20 protein-coding genes are annotated in these 17222 nt (G+C 63.4%); 13 read left to right on the top strand and 7 right to left on the bottom strand.

Annotated features, from left to right (window positions below; all coding sequences use genetic code 11):
• Positions 1-330: 330 nt before the first annotated feature.
• The 5 genes from ACIPHN_RS22050 to ACIPHN_RS22030 all read left to right on the top strand — a co-directional run bounded on the left by ACIPHN_RS22050 (position 331) and on the right by ACIPHN_RS22030 (position 3842).
• Complete coding sequence (locus ACIPHN_RS22050; protein WP_400440189.1) at positions 331-909, top strand: RNA polymerase sigma factor; 579 nt, start codon at positions 331-333, stop codon at positions 907-909.
• Positions 906-1316 carry a DUF3619 family protein gene (locus tag ACIPHN_RS22045; RefSeq protein ID WP_400440171.1) on the top strand — a complete coding sequence of 137 codons (411 nt, stop codon included), beginning with the start codon at positions 906-908 and terminating at the stop codon, positions 1314-1316. The genes ACIPHN_RS22050 and ACIPHN_RS22045 overlap by 4 nt, the downstream gene beginning before the upstream one ends.
• 4 nt (positions 1317-1320) lie before the next feature.
• Positions 1321-2091, top strand: a complete 771-nt coding sequence (locus ACIPHN_RS22040) for a DUF3106 domain-containing protein (RefSeq protein WP_400440168.1) — start codon at positions 1321-1323, stop codon at positions 2089-2091.
• A 226-nt stretch (positions 2092-2317) separates the two neighbouring features.
• A complete protein-coding gene (locus ACIPHN_RS22035) occupies positions 2318-2815 on the top strand; it encodes an RDD family protein (RefSeq protein WP_400440165.1) in 498 nt (165 codons plus the stop codon).
• A 97-nt stretch (positions 2816-2912) separates the two neighbouring features.
• On the top strand, positions 2913-3842 hold the full coding sequence (locus ACIPHN_RS22030) for a lipase family alpha/beta hydrolase (RefSeq protein WP_400440163.1): 930 nt from the start codon (positions 2913-2915) through the stop codon (positions 3840-3842).
• A gap of 114 nt (positions 3843-3956) precedes the next feature.
• Here ACIPHN_RS22030 and ACIPHN_RS22025 read toward each other — a convergent pair whose 3' ends face one another.
• Both ACIPHN_RS22025 and ACIPHN_RS22020 read right to left on the bottom strand, forming a co-directional pair.
• Positions 3957-4304: a hypothetical protein gene (locus tag ACIPHN_RS22025; protein WP_400440161.1), complete on the bottom strand. Its 348-nt coding sequence runs from the start codon at positions 4302-4304 to the stop codon at positions 3957-3959.
• Positions 4305-4427: 123 nt separating this feature from the next.
• Complete coding sequence (locus tag ACIPHN_RS22020) at positions 4428-5273, bottom strand: ferritin-like domain-containing protein (protein ID WP_400440158.1); 846 nt, start codon at positions 5271-5273, stop codon at positions 4428-4430.
• 107 nt (positions 5274-5380) lie between these two features.
• On the opposite strand from ACIPHN_RS22020, the gene ACIPHN_RS22015 reads away from it, so the two are divergent.
• Positions 5381-5905 carry a gamma carbonic anhydrase family protein gene (locus tag ACIPHN_RS22015; protein ID WP_400440156.1) on the top strand — a complete coding sequence of 175 codons (525 nt, stop codon included), beginning with the start codon at positions 5381-5383 and terminating at the stop codon, positions 5903-5905.
• 20 nt (positions 5906-5925) lie between these two features.
• A complete protein-coding gene (gene hslO, locus ACIPHN_RS22010; RefSeq protein ID WP_400440154.1) occupies positions 5926-6855 on the top strand; it encodes an Hsp33 family molecular chaperone HslO in 930 nt (309 codons plus the stop codon).
• 82 nt (positions 6856-6937) lie between these two features.
• On the opposite strand, the gene ACIPHN_RS22005 is transcribed toward hslO, so the two are convergent.
• Positions 6938-7660, bottom strand: a complete 723-nt coding sequence (locus tag ACIPHN_RS22005) for a pseudouridine synthase (RefSeq protein ID WP_400440151.1) — start codon at positions 7658-7660, stop codon at positions 6938-6940.
• A gap of 1 nt (position 7661) precedes the next feature.
• Positions 7662-8507 (bottom strand): RNA methyltransferase, encoded by an 846-nt coding sequence (locus ACIPHN_RS22000; protein WP_400440148.1) that lies wholly within the window; start codon positions 8505-8507, stop codon positions 7662-7664.
• A gap of 297 nt (positions 8508-8804) precedes the next feature.
• Between ACIPHN_RS22000 and ACIPHN_RS21995 the strand changes: the two genes are divergently transcribed.
• The 5 genes from ACIPHN_RS21995 to ACIPHN_RS21975 all read left to right on the top strand — a co-directional run bounded on the left by ACIPHN_RS21995 (position 8805) and on the right by ACIPHN_RS21975 (position 13310).
• On the top strand, positions 8805-9602 hold the full coding sequence (locus ACIPHN_RS21995; protein WP_013233735.1) for an inositol monophosphatase family protein: 798 nt from the start codon (positions 8805-8807) through the stop codon (positions 9600-9602).
• A 132-nt stretch (positions 9603-9734) separates the two neighbouring features.
• Positions 9735-10250 carry a VOC family protein gene (locus ACIPHN_RS21990; RefSeq protein WP_400440186.1) on the top strand — a complete coding sequence of 172 codons (516 nt, stop codon included), beginning with the start codon at positions 9735-9737 and terminating at the stop codon, positions 10248-10250.
• 19 nt (positions 10251-10269) lie between these two features.
• On the top strand, positions 10270-11025 hold the full coding sequence (locus tag ACIPHN_RS21985; protein ID WP_400440146.1) for an alpha/beta fold hydrolase: 756 nt from the start codon (positions 10270-10272) through the stop codon (positions 11023-11025).
• 190 nt (positions 11026-11215) lie between these two features.
• Entirely contained in the window at positions 11216-12775 is a 1560-nt protein-coding gene (locus ACIPHN_RS21980) for a DEAD/DEAH box helicase (protein ID WP_400440144.1), read from the top strand.
• 49 nt (positions 12776-12824) lie between these two features.
• Entirely contained in the window at positions 12825-13310 is a 486-nt protein-coding gene (locus tag ACIPHN_RS21975; protein WP_400440141.1) for a GNAT family N-acetyltransferase, read from the top strand.
• A gap of 67 nt (positions 13311-13377) precedes the next feature.
• On the opposite strand, the gene speB is transcribed toward ACIPHN_RS21975, so the two are convergent.
• Complete coding sequence (gene speB / locus ACIPHN_RS21970; RefSeq protein WP_400440139.1) at positions 13378-14331, bottom strand: agmatinase; 954 nt, start codon at positions 14329-14331, stop codon at positions 13378-13380.
• Positions 14332-14470: 139 nt separating this feature from the next.
• Between speB and ACIPHN_RS21965 the strand changes: the two genes are divergently transcribed.
• Positions 14471-15364 carry a LysR family transcriptional regulator gene (locus ACIPHN_RS21965; RefSeq protein WP_400440136.1) on the top strand — a complete coding sequence of 298 codons (894 nt, stop codon included), beginning with the start codon at positions 14471-14473 and terminating at the stop codon, positions 15362-15364.
• Positions 15365-15433: 69 nt separating this feature from the next.
• Here the strand turns inward: ACIPHN_RS21965 and ACIPHN_RS21960 are convergent, their stop codons facing one another.
• The gene (locus tag ACIPHN_RS21960; RefSeq protein ID WP_400440133.1) at positions 15434-16567 is read right to left on the bottom strand and encodes an ABC transporter ATP-binding protein; all 1134 of its coding nucleotides are present in this window, start codon (positions 16565-16567) and stop codon (positions 15434-15436) included.
• Complete coding sequence (locus tag ACIPHN_RS21955; RefSeq protein WP_400440130.1) at positions 16564-17214, bottom strand: ABC transporter permease; 651 nt, start codon at positions 17212-17214, stop codon at positions 16564-16566. The genes ACIPHN_RS21960 and ACIPHN_RS21955 overlap by 4 nt, the downstream gene beginning before the upstream one ends.
• Positions 17215-17222: the final 8 nt, after the last annotated feature.

Raw genomic sequence — 17222 nt, 5'->3', positions numbered from 1 at the left:
AACAAGCTTTAAACCTATAAAGCGTTTCCTCGAACCGGCACGACCTTATGTGAAGCACCGGCAAGGAACATAAACGCCCCAGATGTGGGAGGCGGGAAACAGGACAGTAATGCGTTGCATCATTTTGGTCAAGCGAAATCCAATCGAAATCTGGCGGACACTCGCGTTTACTGCGGGCTTTCGGGATAAACACCACGACAAGCAAGGCCATTTTTGCTAGGATTCGGTCTGCTTTTTGACGATTTCTTGCATTTTTCCGCATTCCGGCTGGTCAATCAGGGGCAAATCCACCTCTTGTTGGCCGGCAACCCATCCGGCACACCGTATTGCATGGCAACTGACAAAGAACTCTCCGATTTTCTTGAAAGTGTCGAACGTCGCGCCTTCAAACAGGCTGTGTATGCCGTACGCAGGGACGAGGCAGCACTGGACATCGTCCAGGACGCGATGATCAAGCTGGCCGAGAAATACGGCGACAAGCCGGTCGGCGAATTGCCGATGCTGTTCCAGCGCATCCTGCAAAACACCATCCATGATTTCTTCCGTCGCGAAAAGGTGCGCAACACCTGGGTGAGCCTGTTCTCCAGTTTTGGCGGCAACGGCGGCGATGGCGAGGGCGGCGACGACTTCGATGTCCTGGAAAGCCTGGAGTCCGAGGATGGCTCCGAAGCCGCCGAATCCAGTGCCGACAAGGTCGAGCGCCAGCAGACACTCTCCCTGATCGACGCCGAGATACAAAAGCTGCCGACGCGTCAACGGGAAGCGTTCCTGATGCGTTACTGGCAGGACATGGACGTGGCGGAAACAGCCGCCGCCATGGGTTGCTCCGAAGGTAGCGTAAAAACCCATTGCTCCCGCGCAACGCACGCGCTGGCTCAAGCCCTGAGAGCCAAAGGAATCTCATTATGAACAACAAGGAAATGCAGTTCGCCTACAAGGTGAAGCTGGCGCTTGACGCCAACCTGGACAACTTGTCCGACGACACCCTGCAAAGCCTGGCGGCGGCCCGCCGGGTCGCGCTGGCTCGCAAGAAGCAGACGCCCATGACCGTGCGCGTCGAGCAACCGGTGCTGGCCGGCGCCTTTAGCGGTGGCGGCATGCTGTCGCCGCAGAAACCCTCGTGGCTGAGCCGCCTGGGTGTGGCTGCACCGCTGCTGGTGGGCATCATCCTGTTCGCCGGCCTGTACCAGCACGAGACCGCCAAGCGCGTCAGCTACCTGGCTGACATCGACGCAGCGGTGCTGTCCGACGAGCTGCCGCTGTCGGCTTACCTGGATCATGGTTTCAACGCCTACCTGGCTGAAAAGGGACAATAAGACAATGCGCAAGACCACCGGCTCCCCCTTCAAAGCTCACGCCCGCCTCACGCAGATCGCGCTGGCGCTGGCAATGCTGGCCGGTGGATTGACCTGCGCATGGACCGTGGCGCAAAACACGCAGGCACCGGCATCGGCGCCGGCGGCAACTGCCACCACCGCGCCTGCCGCAGCCGCAACACCTGCGGCATCGGCCAAGCCCTCCTCCACCAAATCCACCGCCAGGAAGCCCGAAGGCCGCCTGGCCTGGCCCAACCTGTCGGCAGCACAGCGCCAGGCACTGGAACCGCTCTCCGGCGAATGGCCGCGCATGAGCGAGAACCAGAAAGAAAAGTGGCTGGAGATCGGCAAGCGCTACACCCGCATGAAGCCGGAAGAACAGCAACGCCTGCACGAACGCATGCGTGACTGGGTCAAGCTGACCCCGGCCGAGCGCAGCGCAGCGCGGACCAACTATGCCCGCGCCAAGAAGCTGGATGCGGAAGAAAAGCACGAGCAATGGACCAAGTACCAGCAACTGTCTGCCGAGCAGAAGAAGAAGCTGTCCGAAGCCAAGCTGCCCAAGCGCGTCGCCAAGCTGCCGACCACGCCGTCGGCTGCCGCACCGACCATCCAGCTGCCGGCTGAAGCGCTGGATCGCACGCTGCCGGTTGCCCCCGCCCCTGCTCCGGCCATTGCCCCGGCACCGACGCTGGCACCGGGCTCGCAAGCCGCTCCGCAACCGGCTGCGACCCCGCTGGTGGCGCCTGCTGCGGCAAGCGGCACCGGGGCGTAATCGCGACAGTCCCGGTCGCCACCACCGCCAAGCAACTCCGCCTTGGCACGCTGCGTTCACGCGGCCCCCTCATCGTCATCACCCAATACTGAAGCCGGCTCTTGCGCCAAAACTTGCGCCGGCTCAAGTAGCGCCATAGGCAAGCCCTGCCGATTGCATTACCATCTGCGGGCCGCACCGGCCCCAGGCCGATGCCCTCCCGAGTTCACCCAACCCAGAAGAGACCATGCCGGACCTGACCACGCCTTCGCTGCGCCGCCGCCTGAGCAGCATGCTGTATGAATCGATGTTGCTGTTCGGTGTCCTGTTCATGTCCGGCTGGCTGTTTTCCACCCTGCTGCAACAGCGGCACGCGCTCTATCTGCGCCATGGGCTGGAGTTCTGGTTGTTCCTGGTACTGGCGGTCTACTTCATCTGGTTCTGGACCCACGGCGGCCAGACGCTGGCCATGAAGACCTGGCGCTTCCGCGTGGTCGACCAGGCAGGTCATCCGGTAGGCCTGTGGCGCGCCACCTTCCGCTTCCTGCTGGCCTGGCTGTGGGTGCTGCCTGGCCTGGCGCTGGCGGCGGCGGTGCATGGCCAGCAATGGATGCTGGTGATCATCCCTGCACTGAACATCCTGCTCTGGGCATTGAGCGCGCGCCTGGATCCGCAGGGGCAGTTCCTGCATGACCGGCTGGCCGGCACCCGACTGGTGGACATCACGAGCAAGGCCAAGTCCTGAGCATCACCCGGAGCAAGGCGCCGGGCTCTGCTATGCTCTGGTGCGAACGCATGCCGCCGCATGCCCGATCCACACAATGCCTCGGACCCTGCCCCGCATGATTTCACGCATCTCCAGAACCCTGCTCCTGATCCAGTTCGGCATTGCGGTCCTGTTCTACTTCCTGTTGCGGCATTTCGACTGGCCCATCGTGATTGCCGCAGTCGGCGGCGGCGTGATCGTGCTGCTGTTGCGCGCGCAGATCACGGCCAACAGCTTTGTGCTGACCTGGCCCTATCGCGGCCGCACCTCCAATCCGGTGGAGATCAGCTGGCTGCAGATCGCCCGCCTGTGGCTGCGCGAATACCGCGCCACCATGCTGTGCTCCTCCTGGGCCATGCCCTTCCTGCGCTTCGACCAGTTCACCTATCCCGACACCACCTCGCTGCCAGTACTGCTGATCCACGGCTATGGCTGTAACAGCGGCTACTGGCGCTGGATGAGCCTGGCGCTGCGCGAAGCCCACATCACCCACTACGCCCTGGACATGGAACCGGTCTTCGGCAGCATCGACGACTATGCCCCGCTGGTGCATGCGGCCGTACAGCGCGTGCTGGCCGAGACCGGACAGAAGAAGATCGTCATCGTCGCCCACAGCATGGGCGGACTGGCGGCGCGCGCCTACCTGCGCGACCACGGCTGTGACCGCGTGGCCCGCGTCATCACGCTGGGCTCGCCGCATCACGGCACGGCCATTGCCAATTTCGGCATCGGCATCAACTGCGGCGAGATGAACTGGCTCGGACGCTACGAAGAAGGCCGCAGCAGTCCCTGGCTGCAAAAGCTGGCCGCCACCGAAGAAGCCGATGCGCTGGCCCACATCGTGTCCATCTACTCCCATCACGACAACATCATCTCGCCACAAAGCTCGGCCCACCTGGAAGGCGCCTGGAACATCCCGGTCATCGGCATCGGCCATGTGGCGCTGGCGCTGGAACCCTCGATCCAGAAACTGGTGATCGAACTGATCCACAACACCCGCGAATAATCGAACGCGGCAGCCGAAACAGGCGCTCCGGACGTGACAATGCCGTCCGGCTTGCACCGGACGGCATTGTCTTCAGCGGTGTCAGTGACGGCGTTACCGACGCCCGACCGTGGATTACTTCTTGGAAGCGTCCTGGATCTTCTGGCCCGCCACTTCCATCTTCTCGCCCGTCTTCTGGGCCAGGTCCTTGGCGCCTTCCTTGGTCTTTTCGTAGGCTTCCTTGGCATCCGCCTTGGCCTTGTCCAGCGCCTCATCGAGCTTGGATCCCGATTCCGAGGTCTGCTCCTTGGCCTGGCCGGTCGCTTCATCGAGCTTCTTGCCGGCATCCTGGACAGCGCCGTCGATCTTCTTGCCCAGTGCTTCGGCCGGACCCGGCTCTTCCTTCTTCTGGCAAGCCGCCAGCAGGGAGATGGCGGCCAGGCTGACGGCGACACCGGCCAGCAGTTTGGAAATCTTGTTCATGTTGTCATCCTTTCCATTCATATAAGCGATTCCGCGACATCGGAATTCGCGCTGACGATAGCACAACCACCCGAACCTGCACGTACTCACGACAATTGCTTACATCAGTTGCAAATATGTCGCTTATCGCGAGAAATCAGTGAACATCAGCATTTCTTCGTCCGAAAAACCGGCCGCCCGGCGCGCCTCGACATTGAAGGGGCCACGCAGCGACGGTGCCCGGTGGCGCTGGCACAACTCCGCAAAGATGGCGACCGGGTCAAGCTGGCGCTGCTCGCACAGCCAGTTGAACCAGCGATTACCGATCAGCACGTGGCCGACCTCGTCGCGCATGATGATGTCCAGTATCTCTGCCGCCGCGATATCCCCGGCCTGGGCCAGCTTGGCGCGCACCGGCGGTGCCGCGTCCAGGCCGCGCGCCTCCAGCGTGCGCGGCACCAGGGCAATGCGTGCAAGGACGTCGCCCTTGGTCGACTCGGCCATGTCCCAGAGCGCATTGTGGGCGGTGAAGTCGCCATAGGCATGACCCAGGGTCTGCAGATGGTCAGCCAGCAAGCTGAAGTGATAGGCCTCTTCATCGGCCACCTGCAACCAGTCGGCATAGAAATCGCGGGGCATGCCGGCAAAGCGCCAGACCGCATCCAGCGCCAGGTTGATGGCATTGAACTCGATATGGGCCAGGGCATGGATCAGCGCGGCCCGTCCCTCGGGCGTGCCCATGGAACGATGCTTCACCTGCAATGGCGACACCAGTTCCGGCCGCTCCGGGCGGCCAGGAATGCCGCTGCCGGGCTCGCTCGCCGCCAGGTCATCCGCCTCCAGCATCAGTTGCCCGCTCTGCCAGGCGGCCCGCAAGGCCCGTACGGCAGCGCACTTGGCGGCCGGACGGGTTTCCTTCAGGCAAGCCAGGGCAGCACTGCGCAGGCCGGTGAATGAAAAGACTTCAACTGAGGATGAGACGTGATCCAAGGGAGCTGCTTTCAAGGAAGGTAAAATAGACGGTTGAGGACGCGGGCATTGCCTCCATATGGTGGAGCAGGTCCCGCGAGAGTTCGCAACGAGGAGACAATTTTATTATGGCGATCTACCAACTGGAGCAGGACATCCCCGAAATCCATGACACCGCCTTCGTGGCCGAGTCATCCACCGTGGTGGGCAAGGTGAAGATGGAGGCGCATTCCAGCGTCTGGTTCAATGTGGCCATCCGTGGCGACAACGAACTCATCACCATCGGTGAGAACAGCAATGTGCAGGAAGGTGCGGTATTGCATACCGACATCGGCTATCCCATGGTGATCGGCAAGAACGTCACCGTCGGCCACCAGGCCATGCTGCACGGCTGCACCATCGGTGAAGGGGCCCTGATCGGTATCCAGGCGGTGGTACTCAACGGCGCCAGGATCGGCAAGAACTGCCTGGTCGGCGCCGGTGCCCTGGTGACCGAAGGCAAGGAGTTCCCCGACAACTCCCTGATCATCGGCGCCCCCGCCAAGGCGGTACGCCAGTTGAGTGATGAAGATATCGCGCGCATGCATGCCGGCACCGACAGCTATGTCCAGCGCGCGCAACAGTTCAAGGCCAAGCTCAAGCGCATCGCCTGAGCGGCCAAGCAAAGGAAACAATGAAAGACACGCTGCAAAAATTCCTGGTCGACAACGCCCCCGTACGGGGCGAGCTGGTCGAGATCTCCGACACCTGGCGCCAGGTGCAGGCGCGCCGCGCCTACCCGCCGGCCGTACGCACGCTGCTGGGCGAGATGCTGTCCGCCGCCGCCCTGCTGTCGGCCAATCTCAAGTTCAACGGCATGATCGTCATGCAGATCCATGGCGACGGCCCGGTCAAGCTGCTGGTGGTGGAATGCGACTCCGAGCTGCAACTGCGCGCCACCGCCAAGCTGGCCGATGACACCGTCATTGCCGACGACGCCACCCTGACCGACCTGGTCAACGCCAGCGGCAATGGTCGCTTCGTCATCACGCTCGACCCCAAGGACAAGCTGCCCGGCCAGCAAGCCTACCAGGGTGTGGTGCCGCTGGATGGCGAGAACGTGGCCACCGTGATCGAGAACTACATGCTGCGCTCGGAACAGCTGGACACCAAGCTGTGGCTGGCCGCCGACGCCGATGTCTCGCGCGGCCTGCTGCTGCAGAAGCTGCCCACCATCGGTGGCACTGCCGCCCCCACGACCAAGCCCGAGGGCGAGCTGGAGACCTGGAACCACATGGTCATGCTGGGCGATACCCTGAAGCGCGAGGAATTGCTCAGCACCGATATCGCCACGCTGATGCATCGCCTGTTCTGGGAGCAGGATGTGCGCGTCTTTGATCCCGTGCATCCGCAATTCCATTGCTCCTGCTCACGTGAGAAGGTCGGCAACATGCTCAAGATGCTGGGCCAGGAAGAAGTGGCCGAAGCGTTGTCGCAGAACGAAAGACTGGCCATCGATTGCGATTTCTGCGGCCAGCATTACGAGTTTGATGCGGTGGATTGTGCGCAGCTGTTCGTGGCCGAGGTGGGCGGTGCGAGCGAGGCTGGAGACGCCCGCCATTAAGGCCAGCCCCCTGCCAATGAAAAACGCCATCAGTTTCGCGACCGATGGCGTTTTTCTTGTCACCTCGTCGACGTCGTGAAGCCTATTCCTGATCCGGCACCAGCAAGCCCATCTGATCCGCATCCAGGTAAGTCCACTCCCCTTCCTCCAGCCCCAGTGCCTGCAGTTGCAAGCCACCGATGGCCACCCGGGACAGCGCGCTGCAATGGTTGCCGGCGGCGGCCAGCATGCGCTTGACCTGGTGGTACTTGCCCTGCTCCAGCACGATCTCCAGCAGGTGCTCGCCCAGCTGGCGGCATCGGGTGGCGGCCAGCGGCGCGGGTTCGTCATGCAGCTGCACACCCGACTTCAATTGCGCGATCAGCGCCTCGGTCACCGGCTCGGCCGTGGTGGCCGCGTAGACCTTGGGGACGTGGCGCTTGGGCGAGGATTGCGCATGGATGAAGGCGCCATCGTCGGACATGAGCAACAATCCGGTAGTGTCGTGATCCAGTCGTCCCACCGGTTGCACGTCGCGCCAGGTGAACTGCTCCGGCAACAGCGTCAGCACGCCCGGGTGATGACTGGGCTTGCGTGAGCATTCGATGTTCTGCGGCTTGTTGATGGCGATGTAGATGTGCTCGCGGTACTCCCACTCTTCCTCGAACACCGTCAGCACCAGGTCCTTGGTATCGGGCGTGGCACGGTAGTCGTCCACGATCTCGCCATTGACGGCCACTTCGCCGTCATCGATCAACTCGCGGCAATATTTGCGCGAACCGAAACCCTGCGATTGCAGGATGCGGTCCAGGGTCAGCTTGGCCATCTCAGCCTTCTCCTTGTTCGTTCTGTTCGTTCTGTTCGTTCTGTTGATGCTGGCCAGCCTTGGCCTGCTTGGGCTCCAGGATCTGGCGAGCGATGCCGCGCAGGATGTTGACCTCTTCGGTCTCCAGCTGGGCACGGGCAAACATGCGCTTCAGGCGCGGCATCAGTTTCTTGGGATTGTCGGGATTGAGGAAATCGATCGCCACCAGTGCCTGCTCCAGATGCGCGAACATGCCCTCGATCTCGGCCACGCTGGCGCTCTGGCCATGGAAACCGACCTCGCCCGGCGCCCGGGCGTCGCCACTGGTCTGCATCGGGCCACCCTGCAAGGCCAGCTCGGTCATGCGGCACTCATAGGCCAGCACCTGCACCGCCTGCGACAGGTTCAGCGAGGAATAGTCCGGATTGGCCGGGATGTTGATCAGCGCCTGGCACTTCTGCACCACCTCGTTGGGCAGGCCAAAGCGCTCGTTGCCAAACAACAACGCCGCATTGAGCCCGACATCGCCCGATACCTGGGTAGCCAGCTCGCGCGGCGTCACCACCGGCGGCGAGAATTCGCGCAGGCGGGCACTGACGGCGGCGGCGAAGTTGCAGCCTTGCAACGCTTCCTCGACGCTGCCGACGATGCGTGCATTTTGCAACACATCCAGGGCGCCGCTGGCGAAGGCAATGGCTTCATCTTCCTTGACCGCGTCCGGAAAGCGTGGATTGACCAGCACCAGCTCGGAAAAACCCATGGTCTTGATGGCCCGCGCGGCCGAGCCGATATTGCCCGGACTGCTGGTATTGACCAGCACAAAACGCAAACGGCTGAAAAGAGATTGTCCTGACACTTGCTTGTTCATTTAAAATAGCGGGATTCGCGCCCCAGGATAGGGTATTGTCAAAACGTCAATATTGCAGAAGCAGATCAACCCAATGGGTCGGCTGCTACGCCCTGGACTGCATGGCAAACCCGAAAGCATAACAGCCAAGGGTGGCGCAACGCTCATTAATTTCATCGTCGCACTGGTTTGACTGCCGGGTTTCGCCTGGCCAGCTGTTCCGCAAGCTTGACGCGGGAGGCCGGCCCGTCGGCCATGGCGACGATGAGCAACGCAGCCATCGTCAACGATGGCCGCAATTTTAACGGAACCATCGGAATGATCATCCCACCCATGCTCAATACGGCGATCAAGGCAGCTCGCCGCGCCGCCACCATCATCAACCGCGCGTCCTTCGACGTGTCGCTGCTGAAGGTGTCCAAGAAGTCGCACAACGACTTCGTCACCGAAGTGGACAAGGCCGCCGAAGACGCCATCATCGACGTCCTCAAGAACGCCTATCCCGACCACGCCATCCTGGCCGAAGAGTCCGGTGCTTCCGACAACCTGCACGATGAAAACGAGAACGTCTGGATCATCGATCCGCTGGACGGCACCACCAACTTCATCCACGGCTTCCCGCAATATTGCGTCTCGATCGCCCTGCAACAGCGCGGCATCATCACGCAGGCGGTGGTCTACGACCCCACCCGCAACGACCTGTTCACCGCCTCCAAGGGCGCTGGCGCCTACCTGAACGAAAAGCGCATCCGCGTGGGCAAGCGCGACAAGATCGCCGATGCCCTGATCGGCACCGGCTTCCCCTTCCGCGACCTGGATGGCCTGAACGAATACGTCAAGATGTTCAAGGTCATGACCGAGCACAGCGCCGGCCTGCGTCGTCCGGGCGCTGCCGCCCTGGACCTGGCCTACGTGGCTGCCGGTCGCCTGGATGGCTTCTTCGAGAAGGGCCTCAAGCCCTGGGACATCGCCGCCGGCTCCCTGCTGGTGACCGAAGCAGGCGGTATCGTGGGCACCTTCAAGGGTGACTCCGACTACCTGTACAAGGGCGATGTCATCGCCGCCAGCCCCAAGATCTTCGCGCAACAGGTCAACCTGCTGTCCGAATTCGCCTGATCCGGCGCTCCGCCCGGAGCAGTCTTCCGTTCATGCGCCGGCCGGCGGCACTGGCATTACTGCTATAGTGCCGCTACCGGCGATGACCGAGGAGACGACATGCACAACCCGCCCAGCGAGTCCATGCCCGCCATGGAGACTCACCAGCCCAGCCAGCCCTGCGCCTCCTGCGCGTTGCCTGCGGGCTACCACAGCGTCACCCCCTACCTGATCGTCAACACCAGCGCCGAGGCCATTGCCTTCTACCGGCGCGCCTTCGATGCGACCGAGATCATGCGGCTCGATGGCCCGCACGGCAAGATCTGGCATGCCGAGATCCAGATCGGCAATGCCCGCGTGATGCTGGCCGACGAACATCCCGAACTGGGCTTCCTGAGCCCGCAAACCCTGGGCGGCGCTGGCGTGAGCCTGCTGGTCTATGTGGCCGATGTGGATGCCGTGTTCAACCAGGCCATTGGCGCCGGTGCGGTGCAGCTGCGCCCGGTGCAGAACCAGTTCTATGGCGACCGCTCGGGCACGCTGCGCGACCCCTTCGGCCATGTCTGGTCGATCGCCACCCATGTCGAAGACCTCAGCACCGAGGAAATCTGCGCGCGCTCGCGCGAGATGCTGGCGCGCCGCTGCAAGAAGCAGAGCGGCACCCCCTGACCCGAGGACAAGGAAGCGCATGCCCTTTGCCATCAGCGACAATCGCCGTATCCACTATCAGGTCGAGGGCAATGGCCCGCCACTGTTGCTGCACCACGGTTTCACCAGCAGCCTGGAAGCCTGGCGCTTCTTCGGCTTCACAGCCGTGTTGCGCGAACGCTATCGCGTCATCCTCTTCGATGCGCTGGGCCATGGACAAAGCGACAAGCCACACGACAGCAGTGCCTACACCCAGCAGCAGCGCTGCCGCGATGCCCTGGCCGTGCTGGATGCGCTGCAGATCGAGCGCGCCCATTTCTTCGGCTATTCGCTGGGCGGCTGGGTCGGCTACGGGCTGGTGCGCCATGCGCCACAGCGACTGTCCAGCCTGATCCTGGGCGCCGCCCACCCCTTCGAGGATCGCAGCTGGGACGGCTTTCACGGCATCGATGGACAGGACCCCGAGGCCTTCATCGCCACCTTCGAGCAACTCCTCGATGAGCGCATCTCGCCCCAGGTGCAGATGCTCATCCGCGCCAACGACCTGGTGGCGCTGGCCGCCGCCGCCCAGCAGCCGCGCCCCTCGCAGGAAGACCTGCTGGCCCGCATGGACCTGCCCTGCCTGCTCTTCTGTGGCGACGCCGATGCCCGCCACGCCGCCGTCCAGCGCACCGCCGCCGCGCTGCCCCGCGGAGAATTCGTCAGCCTGCCCGGCGTCACCCATTTCGGCGGCCTGATGCAAAGCGCACTGGTGTTGCCACCCGTGCAGGACTTCCTGGCGCGCCAGCAAGGATGAGCTGGCCTGCCAGGAAGTCCCGCACCGCAAAATAAATCTCGCCAAACCACGTTCGCCGCGGGCTGCGCTGTTATACTGCGGCCTTCGCGGCGTATAGCCAGTCAAGTCCGCGTCCTCCTCAAGTTCCAACCCGTTTGCCTGCGACTGGCGCCCGTACGGGGCCACAGGCCAAACCCATTTTCAGAGTCTCATGTCATTTTCTGCGCTCGGCTTGTCCGACGAAATCGTTCGTGCCGTTTCCGAACAAGGCTATACCTCCCCCACCCCGATCCAGGCCCAGGCTGTTCCCGCAGTGCTCTCCGGTGGTGACCTGCTGGCCGGCGCCCAGACCGGCACCGGCAAGACCGCCGGCTTCACCCTGCCGCTGCTGCAACGCCTCTCGGCCATGCCGCGCAACAAGATCAACGGTCAGTTGCCCATCCGCGCACTGATCCTGGCCCCCACCCGCGAACTGGCGGCCCAGGTCGAGGAAAGCGTGCGCCAGTACGGCAAGTACCTGCCGCTGACCTCCGCCTGCATCTTCGGCGGTGTCGGCATCAATCCGCAGATCACCCTCCTGAAGCGTGGCGTCGATATCCTGGTGGCCACGCCCGGCCGCCTGCTGGACCACATGCAGCAAGGCACCGTGAACCTGCAGCACATCCAGATCCTGGTGCTGGACGAAGCCGACCGCATGCTGGACATGGGCTTCATCCGTGACATCCGCAAGGTGCTCGCCGCCTTGCCGCCCAAGCGCCAGAACCTGCTGTTCTCGGCCACCTTCGCTGACGAGATCAAGAAGCTGGCCGACAGCCTGCTGAACAACCCGGCCCTGATCGAAGTGGCGCGCCGCAACTCCACCGTGGAAGTGATCGCGCAAAAGATGCACCCGGTCGACCGCGACAAGAAGCACCCGATGCTGGCGCACCTGATCAAGACCCACCAGTGGAAGCAGGTGCTGGTCTTCACCCGCACCAAGCACGGCGCCAACAAGCTGGTCGAACAACTGGCCCGCGACGGCATCACCGCCATGGCGATCCACGGTAACAAGAGCCAGTCGGCACGTACCAAGGCGCTGGCCGAATTCAAGGACGGCAAGCTGACCGCCCTGATCGCCACCGACATCGCCGCACGCGGTATCGACATCGACCAGTTGCCGCACGTGGTCAACTATGACCTGCCCAACGTCCCCGAAGACTATGTCCACCGCATCGGCCGTACCGGCCGCGCCGGCGCCACCGGTGAAGCCGTGTCGCTGGTCTGCGTGGACGAGCGCGACCTGCTGCACGACATCGAGCGCTTCATCAAGCGCGAGATCCCTGTGGAAGTGATCGCCGGCTTCGAACCGGATCCCACCGCCAAGCCGCAGCCGATCCAGCTGCGCAGCGGCCAGGGTCGTCACCAGAACGGTGGCGGCGGACGCGGCGGCCAGCGCAATGCACCGCGCAAGCCGGCTGCAACGGGCAATGGCAATGGTAACGGCGGCGCCAAGCCGGCCAATGCCGGTGCCGGTGCCGGCGCGGCCCAGCAAGCCAAGCCGCGTGCGCCAGGCAATGGCAACGCACCGCGCGGCCAGGGTGGTCGCGGTCAAGGTGGCCAAGGTGGTCAAGCCGGCCACGGTGGCAACGGCGGTGGCAATGGTGGCAACAACGCCAATCGCGCGCCCCGTCCGGCCAACGCCGCACCTGCACGCAGCCAAGGCCAGCAACGCCAGGGCGGTCCGCGCCCGTCCGCACTGACGCATGGCGGTTCGCGCGCCAGCGGCAAGTAAGACCGCAGCACCAGCTTCGATTCAATTTCGATAACAGGAAAGGGAAGACATGGGTGTTTCTATCGTCAAGGCCGATCTCGACAACGCCGCCCACGCGGCGGCGCTCTTCGAGACCCTGAACGCCTACGCGTCAGACGCCATGGGTGGCGGACAGGAACTGTCCGACTACGTGCGCCAGAACCTGGCGAGCGAGCTGAAGAAACGTCCCACCGCCCATGTCTTCCTGGCCTTCGACGGCGACACCCCGGCCGGCCTGGCGACCTGCATCGAAGGTTTCTCGACCTTCTCCTGCAAGCCGCTGCTGAACCTGCATGACCTGGCGGTGATGCCGGCCTATCGTGGCCAGGGCGTGGCCAGGCAATTGCTGGCCAGCGTGGAACAGCAAGCCCGTGCACTGGGCTGCTGCAAGCTGACGCTGGAAGTCCTGGAAGGCAATACGGTAGCGCGTTCGCTGTATCGCGCCTCCGGCTTCGAAGGCTATGAATTGAAGGCCGAGACCGGCAAGGCGATGTTCATGCACAAGCAGTTGAACTGAACCCGCCTCTGGCAGCCACGCAATCAAACGACAACGCCCGCATCAACCGATGCGGGCGTTGTCGTTTTCAGGCCCGGTAGTTCACGCCGGGGAAGACGCAGAGCATCTCGTAGGCCAGGTTGGCCGCCACCAGTGCGGTGGTGCCGGCCTGGTCATAGGGTGGCGACACCTCCACCACGTCAGCCGAGACGATATCGAGGCCCTTGCAGCCCCGGATGATTTCCAGCCCCTGCTGCACGGTGAGCCCGCCGATTTCCGGCGTGCCGGTGCCGGGAGCGAAGGCCGGATCGAGACCATCGATGTCGAAGGTGAGATAGACCGGCCCGTCGCCCATCTGCGCGCGCACCTCTTCCATCAACGGCGCCAGCGAGCGATGCCAGCACTCCTCGGCCTGCACCACGCGAAAGCCCTGGGCGCGGCACCAGTCGAAGTCATCGGCGTGGTAGCCGGTACCGCGCAGGCCGATCTGCACCACCCGCTTGGGGTCCAGCAGGCCTTCTTCGAAGGCGCGCCGGAAGGGCGTGCCGTGGGCGATCTTCTCGCCGTTCATGGTGTCGTTGACGTCGGCATGGGCGTCCACATGGATCAGCCCGACCGGCCCCCGGTGGCGTGCCATGGCGCGCAGGATGGGCAGGGTCATGGTGTGGTCGCCGCCCAGGCTGATGGTCTTGCAGCCGGTGGCGTAGATGCGATCGTAACCCTCCTCGATCATGCGCACCGAATCCAGCAGGCTGTAGGGATTCAAGGCGATATCGCCTAGATCGGCCACCTTGAGCGAATCGAAAGGCGCGGCGCGGGTGGCCATGTTGTAGGGACGCAGCAGCACCGACTCGCTGCGGATCTGGCGTGGCCCGAAGCGTGTACCGGAACGGTTGGAGGTGCCGATATCCAGCGGCACGCCGACAAAGCCCACATCCAGCCCGGCCGGATCTTCCACGCAGGGCAGGCGCATCATGGTGGCGATACCGCCGAAACGGGGCATGACATTGCCGCCCAGGGGTTGATAGAGTGTATGTTCCATCGATGATCTTCCTTGTATCCTGGCTAAGATTGAACGCATTCTAGCCAGCGATGACGAAGCAGGATATATCGATCTAGCGAGGTTTACATCGATTGCCATCGATGTAAAATCAGGGCGCCTTCCGCCTCCCTGCCCAGCCATGCTCAACAATGTCTTCGATCTCGACCTGCGCCTCATCCGTGTCTTCCTGGCCGTGGTCGATTCCCATGGCGTCTCGGCGGCACAGGCCAAGCTCAATGTGGGCCAGTCCACCATCAGCGCGCAGCTGACCACGCTGGAAACGCGCCTGGGCTTTCGCCTCTGCGAGCGGGGCCGGGCCGGATTCAGGCTCACCGCCAAGGGCGAGAAGTTTGCCGATTCGGCGCGCCGCATGATGGATGCACTCTCCGAGTTCGGCATGGAAGCGCGCAATCTGGACAAGCGCCTGGTCGGCACCCTCTCCATCGGCCTGATCGGCCACACCCCGGCCCATCACAACACCCGCCTGTCGGACGTGATCCGCCAGTTTCGCCAGCGCGACGAGGCAGTGCGCATCGAACTGCTGGTGCGCACGCCCAGCGAGCTGGAAGAGATGCTGCTGAACGGCAGCATCCAGGTCGCCATCGGCTACTTCTGGCGCCGCGTCACCGCCCTGCAGTACACGCAACTGATGCTGGAGCGCCAGGTGGCCTATTGCGCCCCGCCCCACCCGCTGTTCGACCATCCCGGCGAGATCGACCCGGAACAGGCCGCGCAGCATGCCTGGGCCTGGCGCGACTATCCGGTGCCGCCGGGCCACGTGCCCATCCACCGGCGCAACATCATGGCCGTGACCGGCAACATGGAAGCCATGTCCATCCTCATCCTCTCGGGCCAGCACCTGGGTTACCTGCCCGAGGAGATGGGCCGCGAATATGTGGCCCGCGGGCAGATGCGGGCCCTGAACCGGACCCAGCTGTCCTATGAGGTCGGCATCAGCGTGGTGACCAATCGCAACAGCGTCGACGAACCCATCGTGGCGGCCTTCCTGGAAGACCTGAAGGCGGCCCAATGAAAAAGGGCAATGCCTACGCATTGCCCTTCCCTTAGCTTCCTGCTCTTCATTCAGGACATCGGCGGCAGATCACGCCACCATCGCCATCCCGCGCGACTTGCCCGAGCTGAGGTAGCTGGCAATCGAGTCCTGCGTCACCTCGCCCAGGTAGCCGCCATCGTTGGCAATGACCGGCATCCAGCTGGTGCTGTGCTTGTACATCTTGGAGAGCACCACGCGCAGGTTCTCGTCGGGTGCCGCGTTCATGGTGAAGGGGCGCACCTTCTGCTCGGCCACGCCGCTGCTGCCGCGCACATCGCGGCGGGTCAGGTAACCCACGGCGCGGTTGTCGGCATCGATGATGGTGAGATAGCGTGCATCCTGGTCGTCCATGAGCGCCAGGGCCTGGTCGCAGGACACGTCCGGCTGGGCGGTGGGCGGCGTGGTGGCGGCCTCGCCGGCACGCACCAGCAGCAGGCGCTTCAAGGTGTGGTCCTGGCCCACGAAGGCGCCGACGAAATCATCCTTGGGACGCGCCAGCAAGGTGTCGGGCGTGTCGAACTGCACCAGCTTGCCGGCACGGAATACGGCTACCTTGTCGCCCAGCTTGATGGCTTCGTCAATATCGTGGCTGACCATGATGACGGTCTTGTTCAACTGGCGCTGCATCTGGAAGAACTCGTTCTGGATCGATTCGCGGTTGATCGGATCGACCGCGCCAAAGGGTTCGTCCATCAGCAGCACCGGGGCATCCGCCGCCAGCGCGCGGATGACGCCGATGCGCTGTTGCTGGCCGCCGGACAGTTCACGCGGATAGCGCTTGAGGAATTTCTTGGGATCCAGCGCCACCATGGCCATCAGTTCGGTGGCGCGTTCCTGGCAGCGCTTCTTGTCCCAGCCCAAGAGGCGCGGGACGATGGTGATGTTTTCCTCGATGGTCATGTTGGGGAACAGGCCGATCTGCTGGATCACATAACCGATGTGACGACGCAGCTCCACCTCATCGATGCCGGAGGTGTCCTGGCCGTTCAACAGCACGCGGCCCGAGGTCGGGTTGATGAGACGATTGATCATCTTCAGCGTGGTGGTCTTGCCGCACCCGGAGGGGCCGAGGAAGACACAGATCTCGCCTTCGGCCACCTTCAGGCTGACGGCATCCACTGCCTTGACCTGGGCGCCATCCTTTTGGGTGTAGGTCTTGCTGAGTTGGTCTAATTCGATCATTTTTGAACTCCTTTCGGTGTCAGGATTTTCTGCAGTCGTTGCAGCAGGGTGTCGGCGATGATCGCAAGGACGCTGATCATCACGGCGCCGACCACGAGTTTTTGCATGTTGCTCTGGCTGATGGCGTGCAGGATCAGCACCCCCAGCCCACCGGCACCGATGACCGCCGCAATGGCCATCACACCGATATTCATCACCACGGCGGTGCGCACGCCGCCCAGGATCACCGGCACGGCCAGCGGCAGGTCCACCATGCGCAGGCGCTGCCAGAAGGTCATGCCGATGCCGATGCCGGCTTCCTTGATGCCGGCTTCGATGTTCTCCAGCGCCAGGTAGGTGTTGCGCATGATCGGCAGCAGCGAATACAGGAACACGGCCGTGATCGCCGGCAAGGGGCCGATGCCCGCGCCGAATTGCGAGAACACTGGGATCATCAGGCCGAACAGCGCGATCGAGGGCAGGGTCAGCACCACCGTAGCCAGCCCCATCAGGGGACCAGCCAGCCAGCGCACGCGCACGATCAGGATGCCCAGCGGCACGCCCACGATGATGGCCAGGCTGACCGCAATGCCCACCAGCTTCAGGTGTTGCAGGGTCAGTTCCAGGATGGTGGGCCAGTCTGATTGCAGGTATTGGAAGATGTTCATGGTGTCCT

It is taken from the genome of Herbaspirillum sp. NPDC087042, from assembly GCF_044745245.1.
In the GTDB taxonomy this organism is placed as follows: domain Bacteria; phylum Pseudomonadota; class Gammaproteobacteria; order Burkholderiales; family Burkholderiaceae_D; genus Herbaspirillum.
This window is presented reverse-complemented; position numbering and strand designations above follow the sequence as displayed.

Excerpts from the sequence above, each read along its gene's own strand:
- ACIPHN_RS22050 (WP_400440189.1), top strand. The coding sequence starts at position 331 with ATGGCAACTGACAAAGAACTCTCCGATTTTCTTGAAAGTGTCGAACGT.
- ACIPHN_RS22045 (WP_400440171.1), top strand. The coding sequence starts at position 906 with ATGAACAACAAGGAAATGCAGTTCGCCTACAAGGTGAAGCTGGCGCTT.
- ACIPHN_RS22040 (WP_400440168.1), top strand. The coding sequence starts at position 1,321 with ATGCGCAAGACCACCGGCTCCCCCTTCAAAGCTCACGCCCGCCTCACG.
- ACIPHN_RS22035 (WP_400440165.1), top strand. The coding sequence starts at position 2,318 with ATGCCGGACCTGACCACGCCTTCGCTGCGCCGCCGCCTGAGCAGCATG.
- ACIPHN_RS22030 (WP_400440163.1), top strand. The coding sequence starts at position 2,913 with ATGATTTCACGCATCTCCAGAACCCTGCTCCTGATCCAGTTCGGCATT.
- ACIPHN_RS22025 (WP_400440161.1), bottom strand. The coding sequence starts at position 4,304 with ATGAACAAGATTTCCAAACTGCTGGCCGGTGTCGCCGTCAGCCTGGCC.
- ACIPHN_RS22015 (WP_400440156.1), top strand. The coding sequence starts at position 5,381 with ATGGCGATCTACCAACTGGAGCAGGACATCCCCGAAATCCATGACACC.
- hslO (WP_400440154.1), top strand. The coding sequence starts at position 5,926 with ATGAAAGACACGCTGCAAAAATTCCTGGTCGACAACGCCCCCGTACGG.
- ACIPHN_RS22005 (WP_400440151.1), bottom strand. The coding sequence starts at position 7,660 with ATGGCCAAGCTGACCCTGGACCGCATCCTGCAATCGCAGGGTTTCGGT.
- ACIPHN_RS22000 (WP_400440148.1), bottom strand. The coding sequence starts at position 8,507 with ATGAACAAGCAAGTGTCAGGACAATCTCTTTTCAGCCGTTTGCGTTTT.
- ACIPHN_RS21995 (WP_013233735.1), top strand. The coding sequence starts at position 8,805 with ATGATCATCCCACCCATGCTCAATACGGCGATCAAGGCAGCTCGCCGC.
- ACIPHN_RS21990 (WP_400440186.1), top strand. The coding sequence starts at position 9,735 with ATGGAGACTCACCAGCCCAGCCAGCCCTGCGCCTCCTGCGCGTTGCCT.
- ACIPHN_RS21985 (WP_400440146.1), top strand. The coding sequence starts at position 10,270 with ATGCCCTTTGCCATCAGCGACAATCGCCGTATCCACTATCAGGTCGAG.
- ACIPHN_RS21980 (WP_400440144.1), top strand. The coding sequence starts at position 11,216 with ATGTCATTTTCTGCGCTCGGCTTGTCCGACGAAATCGTTCGTGCCGTT.
- ACIPHN_RS21975 (WP_400440141.1), top strand. The coding sequence starts at position 12,825 with ATGGGTGTTTCTATCGTCAAGGCCGATCTCGACAACGCCGCCCACGCG.
- speB (WP_400440139.1), bottom strand. The coding sequence starts at position 14,331 with ATGGAACATACACTCTATCAACCCCTGGGCGGCAATGTCATGCCCCGT.
- ACIPHN_RS21965 (WP_400440136.1), top strand. The coding sequence starts at position 14,471 with ATGCTCAACAATGTCTTCGATCTCGACCTGCGCCTCATCCGTGTCTTC.
- ACIPHN_RS21960 (WP_400440133.1), bottom strand. The coding sequence starts at position 16,567 with ATGATCGAATTAGACCAACTCAGCAAGACCTACACCCAAAAGGATGGC.
- ACIPHN_RS21955 (WP_400440130.1), bottom strand. The coding sequence starts at position 17,214 with ATGAACATCTTCCAATACCTGCAATCAGACTGGCCCACCATCCTGGAA.